The organism is Microbacterium sp. (assembly GCF_035554235.1).
In the GTDB taxonomy this organism is placed as follows: Bacteria; Actinomycetota; Actinomycetes; order Actinomycetales; family Microbacteriaceae; genus Microbacterium.
The window spans coordinates 1-9,546 of the sequence record NZ_DATMIO010000120.1; the positions used below are offsets into that span (position 1 = coordinate 1).

12 protein-coding genes are annotated in these 9,546 nt (G+C 69.3%); 5 read left to right on the forward strand and 7 right to left on the reverse strand.

Annotation, left to right across the window (positions count from 1 at the left end):
- The coding region (locus VNT50_RS05890; protein ID WP_325484170.1) for an ABC-F family ATP-binding cassette domain-containing protein at positions 1-1,376 on the forward strand (1,376 nt) is incomplete at its 5' end.
- Positions 1,377-1,449: 73 nt separating this feature from the next.
- Here the strand turns inward: VNT50_RS05890 and VNT50_RS05895 are convergent.
- The 4 genes from VNT50_RS05895 to VNT50_RS05910 form a co-directional block, all read right to left on the reverse strand.
- Positions 1,450-2,292, reverse strand: coding sequence for an SURF1 family cytochrome oxidase biogenesis protein (locus VNT50_RS05895; protein ID WP_414683943.1), 843 nt, complete (start codon positions 2,290-2,292; stop codon positions 1,450-1,452).
- A 77-nt stretch (positions 2,293-2,369) separates the two neighbouring features.
- Positions 2,370-2,606 (reverse strand): hypothetical protein, encoded by a 237-nt coding sequence (locus VNT50_RS05900; RefSeq protein WP_325484172.1) that lies wholly within the window; start codon positions 2,604-2,606, stop codon positions 2,370-2,372.
- A complete protein-coding gene (locus VNT50_RS05905; protein ID WP_325484173.1) occupies positions 2,603-2,968 on the reverse strand; it encodes a DUF3099 domain-containing protein in 366 nt (121 codons plus the stop codon). Before VNT50_RS05905 ends, VNT50_RS05900 begins: the two co-directional genes overlap by 4 nt.
- Positions 2,969-3,020: 52 nt before the next feature.
- The gene (locus VNT50_RS05910) at positions 3,021-3,485 is read right to left on the reverse strand and encodes a DUF4190 domain-containing protein (protein ID WP_325484174.1); all 465 of its coding nucleotides are present in this window, start codon (positions 3,483-3,485) and stop codon (positions 3,021-3,023) included.
- Between the two features lie 111 nt (positions 3,486-3,596).
- Here VNT50_RS05910 and fabG point away from each other — a divergent pair, with 111 nt between their 5' ends.
- Positions 3,597-4,307: a 3-oxoacyl-ACP reductase FabG gene (gene fabG, locus VNT50_RS05915; RefSeq protein ID WP_325484175.1), complete on the forward strand. Its 711-nt coding sequence runs from the start codon at positions 3,597-3,599 to the stop codon at positions 4,305-4,307.
- 6 nt (positions 4,308-4,313) lie between these two features.
- On the opposite strand, the gene VNT50_RS05920 is transcribed toward fabG, so the two are convergent.
- Genes VNT50_RS05920 through VNT50_RS05930 form a run of 3 tightly spaced genes read right to left on the reverse strand, consistent with a single transcriptional unit; the run spans position 4,314 to position 7,026 of the window.
- Positions 4,314-5,012, reverse strand: a complete 699-nt coding sequence (locus VNT50_RS05920; protein WP_325484176.1) for an alpha/beta fold hydrolase — start codon at positions 5,010-5,012, stop codon at positions 4,314-4,316.
- A gap of 45 nt (positions 5,013-5,057) precedes the next feature.
- Positions 5,058-5,726, reverse strand: coding sequence for a phosphoserine phosphatase SerB (gene serB, locus VNT50_RS05925; RefSeq protein WP_325484177.1), 669 nt, complete (start codon positions 5,724-5,726; stop codon positions 5,058-5,060).
- 55 nt (positions 5,727-5,781) lie between these two features.
- Complete coding sequence (locus VNT50_RS05930; protein WP_325484178.1) at positions 5,782-7,026, reverse strand: glucose-1-phosphate adenylyltransferase; 1,245 nt, start codon at positions 7,024-7,026, stop codon at positions 5,782-5,784.
- A 46-nt stretch (positions 7,027-7,072) separates the two neighbouring features.
- Between VNT50_RS05930 and glgA the strand changes: the two genes are divergently transcribed.
- The 3 genes from glgA to VNT50_RS05945 all read left to right on the forward strand — a co-directional run bounded on the left by glgA (position 7,073) and on the right by VNT50_RS05945 (position 9,515).
- Positions 7,073-8,317 carry a glycogen synthase gene (gene glgA, locus VNT50_RS05935; protein WP_325484179.1) on the forward strand — a complete coding sequence of 415 codons (1,245 nt, stop codon included), beginning with the start codon at positions 7,073-7,075 and terminating at the stop codon, positions 8,315-8,317.
- 10 nt (positions 8,318-8,327) lie between these two features.
- Entirely contained in the window at positions 8,328-9,113 is a 786-nt protein-coding gene (locus tag VNT50_RS05940) for an ABC transporter ATP-binding protein (RefSeq protein ID WP_325484180.1), read from the forward strand.
- Positions 9,114-9,248: 135 nt separating this feature from the next.
- Positions 9,249-9,515, forward strand: coding sequence for a type B 50S ribosomal protein L31 (locus VNT50_RS05945; protein ID WP_325484181.1), 267 nt, complete (start codon positions 9,249-9,251; stop codon positions 9,513-9,515).
- Positions 9,516-9,546: the final 31 nt, after the last annotated feature.

Genomic DNA, 9,546 nt, shown 5'->3' on the forward strand with positions numbered 1-9,546 from the left:
ACCCCGACATGCTTGCGCGCACGCGCATCCTCGATGCGCGCGGCCTCGGCACGCTGGCGATCGGCATGCACGACGCATCGATGGCGATGGGCGATGAGATCCCGGATGTCGCGGCCAAGGCGATGAAGCGCTACAGCCAGCTCACCGAGCGGTTCGAGGCGCTCGGAGGCTACACGGCGGAGGCGGAAGCGGCATCCATCGCGCACAACCTCTCGCTGCCGGACCGCATCCTCGATCAGCCGCTGCGCACGCTCTCGGGCGGCCAGCGTCGCCGCATCGAGCTCGCCCGCATCCTCTTCTCCGACGCGGATTCGATGATCCTCGACGAGCCGACCAACCACCTCGACGCGGACAGCGTCGTGTGGCTGCGCGAGTTCCTCAAGAACTACAAGGGCGGGCTGATCGTGATCAGCCACGATGTCGAGCTGGTCGGCGAGACCGTGAACCGCGTCTTCTATCTCGACGCCAACCGCCAGGTCATCGACGTCTACAACATGAACTGGAAGAACTACCTGCGCCAGCGGGTGGCCGACGAGGAGCGCCGCAAGAAGGAGCGCGTCAACGTCGAGAAGAAGGCGACTCAGCTGCAGCTGCAGGCCGCCCGGTTCGGCGCCAAGGCCTCGAAGGCCGCCGCCGCGCACCAGATGGTCGCGCGAGCGGAGAAGATGCTGTCGGGCCTCGACGAGGTGCGTCAGGTGGAGCGCGTCGCGAAGCTGCGGTTCCCGAAGCCGGCCGCATGTGGCAAGACCCCGCTGATGGCCTCTGGCCTGTCGAAGTCGTACGGGTCGCTCGAGATCTTCACGGATGTCGACCTCGCAATCGATCGGGGATCGAAGGTGGTCGTGCTCGGACTCAATGGCGCCGGCAAGACGACGCTGCTGCGGATCCTCGCGGGCGTCGATCAGCCTGACACGGGACAGCTCGAGCCCGGCCACGGACTCAAGATCGGCTACTACGCGCAGGAGCACGAGAATCTGGATGTGTCGCGCAGCGTGCTCGAGAACATGATGTCGGCGGCCCCCGACATCAACGCCACCGAGGCCAGGAAGGTGCTCGGATCGTTCCTCTTCACAGGCGATGACGTGCTCAAGCCCGCGGGCGTGCTCTCCGGCGGCGAGAAGACGCGCCTCTCGCTGGCGACCCTGGTGGTGTCATCTGCGAACATGCTGCTGCTCGACGAGCCCACGAACAACCTCGACCCCGCGTCGCGCGAAGAGATCCTCGGGGCGCTCGCGCACTACGAGGGCGCGGTCGTGCTCGTCTCGCACGACGAGGGCGCGGTCGAGGCGCTCAACCCCGAGCGCGTGCTCATCCTTCCCGACGGCGTCGAGGACCTCTGGAACCGCGAGTACCAGGACCTCATCTCACTCGCCTGATGCGCAGGCGCGCAGCGCCGTGTCCCGATACGCTCGCTGGCGCTCGCTACTCGACATCCGGGCGCAGCGCGCGTCAGCGGCCGGCGGCATCCAGGATCGCGTCTTCGTCCGCCATGTCGCGGTCGCGCTTGCGCGGAGGAGGCTTGGTACGCGTCCGCGGCGTGGGCGCGTCATCCGTCCCGTCGTGCTGCGCGGCATCCGCCGCATCCTCGCGGCGTACCTTGCGCTCGGTGCGGATGATGTAGCCGATGAAGACGAAGCCCATGATCGCGAAGAGGATCCACTGGATCGCGTACGACAGGTGCGGACCGGGATCCTCCGTCGGCGGGTCGAGGGGCCGAGGCCGCGTCGCGGGCGCGGGGTCCTCCGCCACCATGAGCCCGTACGCGGCGGTGATGGTCTGCGCACCCGTGACCTCGGCGACGGTCGGAAGGTGGATCGTCGGAATCTGTCCATCGGGCGCGGTGCGACCCGAGCCCGGCAGCGCCTCGCTCGGTCGCAGCCTCGCGACGACCGTGACCTCCCCTGCGGGCGCCGCCGGAATCTCATCGGGCACGGTGCCTCTGCCCGGCGGCACCCAGCCGCGGTTCACGATGAAGACGCGACCGTCGTCGAGCCGCAGCGGAGTGAGCACCTCGAATGCGCTGGTGCCGCCGCGCGGCCGATTGCGCGCGAGCAGCTGGTCTTCGGGGAGGTACTCGCCGGTGAGCACGACGGGCAGCCACTCCTCCGCGGGGTCGAAGTCGTCGAGGCCGGAGATCGCGGCCGCGATCGGGACCGGGTCGGCGTCGTAGTTCTGCGCGACGAGCTCGAGCTGTGCCGCCCGCGCCTCGTTGCGTGCGAACTGCCACTGCGAGAGGAACCAGCAGGCGATCGCGAACGCTATCGCGAGGGCGATGTAGGCGCTCCAGCGCAGCGCGGTCGACCGGCGCGCGGAGGAGGTCTTCGACGAGGTGGACCTCGACGAGACGCTCGTCGACGAGGCGCTCGGGCTCACGGCGTGACCCCGGCGGCGTCTGACCCCTCGGGCGTGGGTATCGCCTCGACGATCACCGGGAATCCGCGGGCCGCGAGGTAGTCGCGCAGATACGGCGCGTGCTCGTCGCACGCGTGCCACGTCTTGCGCCGGTCGGGGGTGTGGATGCGGGGGTTTCGCCACACGACCGCCCGGGTCGCCTCGGCACGGCACCCCGCGCGGGAGCACATGGGCCGCTCGGGCTGCGACATCATGCGGCGCCCTGGGGATGCTCGGTGGGTGGCGTCTCTGCGATGCGGATGACGGGGGGACGATCGGTGGTCGCCGGCGCGGATGTCGGGGGAGCGGCCTCGATCGCCCGCTCCGGGCTCTCGGCCCGCGGGATGTGCGTGTCCTGGCCGACGTTGGCGAGCACGACCGCGACATAGGGCAGCACGATCGCGCCCGCTCCGAAAACCCAGGTGTACCAGCCGTAGGGCGTTATCGCGACCATCAGGATGAAGCACGCGATGCGGATGCCCATCGTGACCAGATACTTCGTGAAACGCGCGCCGGCCTCATCGTGCGGTGCTCGCGGCACCGACGTCGTGGATTGGGGCTTCGAGGACGATTTCACGATGCATCCAGCCTACGCCGCGCGAGGCGGACGCAGGCTGGACGCAGCGCAGCTACGCCCGATACGACGGGTCGTTGGCGATCTCCACGAAGAGAGGGATGAACGCGAGCAGCACGATCAGACCGAGCACGGCGAGGGCGATTCCGACCCAGCCGATGATGGTTCCGGCGAGCGCCATGCCGTGGCCCTGCTCGCCCGTCTTCTTGATCTGTCCGAGCGCCATGTGGCCCGTGATGACGCCGACGACCGATGCGACGAACGGCAGGATCACGAATCCCGCGATCGAACTGATCAGGGAGACGATCGCGAGCGTGTTGGTCTTCGCAGGAGCGGGCTGGCCGTACGCTCCATACGCGGGCGCGGCACCGTAGGCCGGTGCCTGGCCGTACGCAGGAGGCTGGCCGTAGGCGGGAGCCTGCCCGGCGGGCGGCGTGTACGCCGGCGGCTGAGGCGCCGCCGGCGGAGAGTCGGGTGCCGGCTGCTGCGGCGGCTGGCTGGGGGTGTTGTCGTTGCTCACGCTGTGCCTTTCGTTACGGATGCCCCCAGCGTCCCAGTGCTGTCCGAGGGTGTCAATCCGGGGCGGCGCTAGGCTGGTGCGGTTCCCCTCTCCCGACTCTCGGAGCATCCCATGAGCAACGATCGTGTCGTCCTGGTCACCGGCGGAAACCGCGGCATCGGCCGCGCCATCGCCGAGCGCTTCGTCGCCGAGGGCTACCGGGTGGCCGTCACCGCGCGCAGCGGCGAGGGCCCCGAGGGCACGCTGACCGTGCGGGCGGACGTCACGGATGCCGCCGCCGTGGATGCCGCCTTCACCGAAGTCGAGGCGCAGCTCGGCCCCGTCGAGGTCGTCGTCGCGAATGCCGGCGTCACGAAGGACACGCTGCTCATGCGGATGAGCGAGGACGATTTCGACAGCGTCGTCTCGACGAACCTGGGCGGCGCGTTCCGCGTCGTCAAGCGAGCGTCGAAGGGGATGCTGCGCGCGCGCTTCGGTCGCGTCATCCTCATCTCCAGCGTCGTGGGCCTCTACGGCTCCGCCGGACAGGTCAACTACGCCGCATCTAAGAGCGGTCTGGTCGGCTTCGCCCGCTCGCTGACCCGCGAGTTGGGCGGGCGCGGCATCACCACGAACGTCGTCGCCCCGGGGTTCATCGAGACCGATATGACGGCCGCGCTGCCGGAGGAGACCCAGGCGGAGTACAAGCGCAGCATCCCCGCCGGCCGCTTCGCGACTCCCGACGAGGTGGCGGGTGTCGTCTCGTGGCTCGCATCGGATGCCGCGGCCTACATCTCCGGGGCCGTCATCCCGGTCGACGGCGGCCTCGGGATGGGCCACTGAACCCGATCAGCCGGCGAGTGCCCGGACGATCGCCTCGCCGAGTTCTGTCGGACGGCTGAACTGCGGCCAGTGACCGGCCGGAACGTCGACGAGATCGAGGTCGCGGATGGCGGCGAGCTCCGCGATCCATGCCGGCCCCTTCGCGAGGAACTCGCGCACCTGCGCTGCCGGCACGCTGCACGTGATGACTGTCGCAGGCACGTCGCGGCGCCGTTCGTCCGAGAGCCGGATCGGATCGGCGGGTACGCGGGGCGGCACCGTCTGGGCGCTCGCCTCGAAGCGGGCGCGGGTGCCCGCGTCGAGGTCGTCGATCTCGTTCGCTTCGAAGGCGTCCCACCCCGGAAACGGGATCACGCCATCGACCTCGGGGAACTCGTCCCAGATGATCCCGCCGTCGCCCGGCGGGAAGGTGTCGATGAAGATGACCTTGCCGACACGGTCGGGACGTGCGTCGGCGGCGCCGTACGCGACGTTCCCACCCCCGCTGTGCCCCACGAGCGCGACGGGACCGCCGAGACGGTCGATCTCGGCGACGGCTGCGGCGACCCACTCCGCCATGCCCACCGCTGCGGCCTCGTCGGCCGGCGCACCCACACCCGGCATCGTCAGGGGGTGGGTGGCGTGCCCCGCCGCCTCGAGCGCGGGACGCACGTCGTCCCAGGACGACGCGTCGAGCCAGAGACCGGGAACCAGGATGACGTCCATGCGTCGACGCTACGCCGCGGTGCCGACACTCGTCGAGGTGCTGCCTCAGCCCGCCGCGGGCACGGACAGCGGTGCGAGGGGCGGCAGCAGCGGGATGACCTCCCGCAGGTCGACGGGCCCGACGACCAGATCTGCCGCCGCGCGGACGGCGGGCTTGGCATTAAACGCGAGCCCGAGTCCCGCCGCGGCGAGCATCTCGAGGTCGTTCGCACCGTCGCCGATCGCTATCGCGGCGCCCAGCGGCACGCCGTAGGTCGCCGCCCATTCCCGCAGCGCGGCGGCCTTGCCCGCGGCATCCACGATCTCGCCGTCGACGACCCCCAAGAGCGTCCCGTCCGCCACGGCGAGCCGGTTGGCGCGCCAGACATCGACTCCGAGGTCGGGGCAGACGACATCGAGCACTTCATGGAAGCCCCCGGAGACCACACCGACCGTGCCGCCCCGCTCGTGGACGGCGTCGATCAGCTCGCGCACGCCAGGGGTCGGCTCGATCCGGGCGAGAACATGAGCGAAGGCGCCCACGGGCACGCCGGCGAGCGCCTGAACCCGCGAGCGGAGGCTCGTGGCGAAGTCGACCTCGCCGCGCATCGCGGCTTCGGTGGCCGCCGTGACCTCCACGCCGCGGCCGGCCTCATCGGCGATGAGCTCGATCACCTCGTTGCGGATGAGGGTCGAATCGGCATCGAGCACGACGAGGAGAGGCTGCGCAGACACGAGACAAGAGCGTAGCGGCCCGGGCGGAGCCGCAAGACGCGGTCGCCGCGGTCGGTCACGCGCTGATGTGCACTCCCTTGCCCACCACGGTGATGCCGGAATCGGTGACCGTGAAGCCGCGCTCCAGGTCGCGGTCGCGATCGACGCCGACGGTTGCACCGTCGTCGAGGACGACATTCTTATCAAGGATGGCGCGATGGATGCGGGCGGCCTTTCCGATCTGGACGCCGTCGAACAGTACGGCATCCGTGATCGTCGAGCCGCCGCCCGCGAGCGTCCAGGGCCCGACGACGCTGCGTTCGAGGTGCGTGCCCGAGAGCACGGATCCGAGCGAGACGATCGAATCGATCGTGTTCGTGATGCGGCCCATCGAATCACGCACGAACTTCGCCGGCGGCGAGTTCACCGTCTGCGAGTGGATCGGCCACTGCATGTTGTAGAGGTTGAAGATCGGCAACGTCGAGATGAGGTCCATGTGGGCGTCGAAGAACGACTCGATCGTGCCGACGTCGCGCCAGTAGTCGCGGTCGCGCTCGGTCGATCCGGGCACGTCGTTGGCCTTCATGTCGTAGACGCCCGCCTCGCCCCGCGAGACGAAGTACGGGATGATGTCGCCGCCCATGTCATGGTTCGACGTCGGCAGCTCGCCGTCGGTCTCCACCGCCTCGATGAGGGCGTCGGTGTCGAAGATGTAGTTGCCCATCGACGCCAGGATCTCGCCGGGGGAGTCCTGCAACCCCTCGATCTCGCTCGGCTTCTCGAGGAACTCGCGGATGCGGGTCTGGTCGTCGGGTTCGACGTCGATCACGCCGAACTGGTTCGCCAGGCCGATCGGCTGGCGGATGCCGGCGACCGTGGCTCGTGCGCCCGAGGCGATATGCGCGTCGAGCATCTGGCGGAAATCCATGCGGTATACGTGATCGGCGCCGACGACCACGACGATGTCGGGCTTTTCGTCGCGGATGAGGTTGAGGCTCTGCAGGATGGCGTCGGCCGACCCGCTGAACCACCTCTTGCCGAGTCGCTGCTGCGCCGGGACCGACGTCACGTACGAATCCAGCAGGGCCGACATGCGCCAGGTCTGCGACACGTGCCGGTCGAGGCTGTGCGACTTGTACTGAGTGAGCACGACGAGCTGCCGCAGCCCGGAATTGATGAGGTTCGATATGGCGAAGTCGATGAGCCGGTACTGGCCTCCGAAGGGCACGGCGGGCTTCGCGCGGTCGACGGTGAGAGGCATGAGGCGCTTGCCCTCACCTCCTGCGAGGATGATTCCAAAGACCTTCGGCGGTGTTGGCATGGCACCACACTAGAGGGCGTTCCGGCCGCTGTACTAGCGTTCAGACATGCGCGTCGACATCATCACCAAGGAGTATCCGCCGGAGATCTACGGCGGGGCGGGCGTGCATGCGACGGAGCTCGTCAAGGCGCTTCGGGCCCTCGATGGCGGTCGATCGGCGGAGGTGCAGGTGCGCTGCTTCGGCGCTCCGCGCGAGGAGGCGGGCACCACCGCCTACGCCGTTCCGCCGCAGCTCGCGGGGGCCAACGGCGCGATCCAGACGATGGGAACCGACCTGGAGATCGTGACGGATGTCGGCGGCGCCGACGTCGTGCACAGCCACACGTGGTACGCGAACTTCGCGGGGCACGTCTCGTCGATGCTGCACGGCATTCCGCACATCGTCACCGCGCACAGCCTCGAACCCCTCCGCCCGTGGAAGGCCGAGCAGCTGGGCGGCGGCTACGCCGTCTCGAGCTGGGTGGAGAAGACCGCGTACGAAGGCGCGGCGGCCGTCGTCGCAGTGAGCGAGGGCATGCGCGCCGACATCCTGCGCAGCTATCCGGCGCTCGATCCCGCCGACGTGCGCGTGATCTACAACGGCATCGACGTCGAGGCGTGGCACCCGGTCGATGACGCGTCGGTGCTCGAGGCCGCCGGCATCGATCCGGCCAAGCCGTCGGTGGTCTTCGTCGGTCGCATCACCCGGCAGAAGGGCCTGCCGTACCTGCTGCGGGCCGCGGCGCGGCTTCCGCCCGACGTGCAGCTCGTGCTCTGCGCGGGTGCTCCCGACACGCCACAGATCCTCGCGGAGGTCGAAGAGGGGGTGCGCACGCTCCAGGAGACGCGCGAGGGCGTCGTGTGGATCGATCGGCTGCTGTCCCGCCATGAGCTCTGTGCGATCTTGTCGTCGGCGACGACGTTCGTATGTCCGTCGGTCTATGAACCGCTCGGCATCGTCAACCTCGAGGCCATGGCGTGTGGTGCTGCGGTCGTCGGCACGGCGACGGGCGGGATTCCCGAGGTCGTCGTCGATGGCGTGACGGGCCGCCTCGTTCCGATCGAGCAGGTGCAGGACGGCACCGGCACGCCGGTGGATCCCGATCGCTACGTCGCCGATCTGGCACGCGTGCTCACCGAGGTCGTCACAGATCCCGCCCGGGCCGCCGAGTACGGTCGGGCCGGTCGGGAGCGGGCGGCGAACGACTTCAGCTGGGAGCAGATCGCGGCCACGACGCAGGCGCTCTACGCCGAGGTCGCCGAGGCCGCTCGCGCGCGGCGGCACACGGGAGAGGCCCGCACCAGCCGATAGGCTGGCACGTATGCCGCACGTGCTCGAGTTCTCCGACGTCGTCGTTCGTCGGGACGGCCGCAACATCGTCGATCGGCTCACCTGGGCCGTCGACGACGACCAGCGCTGGGTCATCCTCGGGCCGAACGGCGCGGGCAAGACCACGCTGCTGCAGCTCGCCGACACGCTCATCCACCCGACCTCCGGTGCCGTCACGATCCTCGGGGAACGGCTCGGGCGCACGGATGTGTTCGAGTTGCGACCGCGGATCGGCTTCGCGTCGTCGGCGATGGCGAAGCGCATCCCTGACGAAGAGACCGTGCTGAACGTCGTGCTCACCGCCGCCTTCTCCGTGCTCGGACGCTGGAACGAGGACTACGAAGACATCGACGAGCGGCGTGCGCTGCGGGTGCTGGCCGAGTGGCATCTCGACGGGCTGGCCGATCGCACCTTCGGGACGCTCAGCGACGGCGAGCAGAAGCGCGTGCAGATCGCGCGCGCCGTCATGACCGATCCCGAGCTGCTGCTCCTCGACGAGCCCACCGCGAGCCTCGATCTGGGGGCCCGCGAAGAGCTGCTCACCCTCCTGGGCGGATACGCGCAGGCGCCGACGACGCCGGCCATGATCATGGTCACCCACCACGTCGAGGAGATCCCGGTCGGCTTCACGCACGTGCTGCTGATGAGGGACGGTGCCGTGGTCGCCTCCGGTCCGATCGCCGAGGCGCTCACGGCCGACGCGCTCACCGCCACCTTCGGGGTGCCGATCGCGCTGACGCACGACGAAGGCCGCTACGCCGCCCGCGCGGCATCCTGACCGCTCCGGCCCCGCGTGCGCACGCACGATCGGTTTCGTGCCCGATCTGATAAGATCGATCCTTGGTGCGCACTGCACCGCAGACTTCCGGTTCCTGAGCCCGTCGAAGGGCCGCACATCCCGCAAGGACTTCCCATGCAGACTGACATCCACCCCGACTACCAGGCGATCGTGTTCCGCGACCTCGGCTCGGGCGAGACCTTCCTCACCCGTTCGACGGTCAAGAGCGACAAGACGATCGAGCTCGACGGCGTCGAGTACCCGGTCATCGACGTCGAGATCTCGTCGGCCTCGCACCCGTTCTACACGGGCAAGCAGCGCATCATGGACAGCGCGGGCCGCGTCGAGAAGTTCAACTCGCGCTACAAGGCGTTCGGCGGCAAGGCCGAGGGCGACAAGTAGTCCGCGACTCATACGTCCGAACGGGCGATCG

Bases quoted from the DNA above. Each gene is read 5' to 3' on its own strand.
- VNT50_RS05900 (WP_325484172.1), bottom strand. From the start codon at position 2,606: ATGATGTCGCAGCCCGAGCGGCCCATGTGCTCCCGCGCGGGGTGCCGT.
- fabG (WP_325484175.1), top strand. From the start codon at position 3,597: ATGAGCAACGATCGTGTCGTCCTGGTCACCGGCGGAAACCGCGGCATC.
- VNT50_RS05920 (WP_325484176.1), bottom strand. From the start codon at position 5,012: ATGGACGTCATCCTGGTTCCCGGTCTCTGGCTCGACGCGTCGTCCTGG.
- VNT50_RS05930 (WP_325484178.1), bottom strand. From the start codon at position 7,026: ATGCCAACACCGCCGAAGGTCTTTGGAATCATCCTCGCAGGAGGTGAG.
- glgA (WP_325484179.1), top strand. From the start codon at position 7,073: ATGCGCGTCGACATCATCACCAAGGAGTATCCGCCGGAGATCTACGGC.
- VNT50_RS05940 (WP_325484180.1), top strand. From the start codon at position 8,328: ATGCCGCACGTGCTCGAGTTCTCCGACGTCGTCGTTCGTCGGGACGGC.
- VNT50_RS05945 (WP_325484181.1), top strand. From the start codon at position 9,249: ATGCAGACTGACATCCACCCCGACTACCAGGCGATCGTGTTCCGCGAC.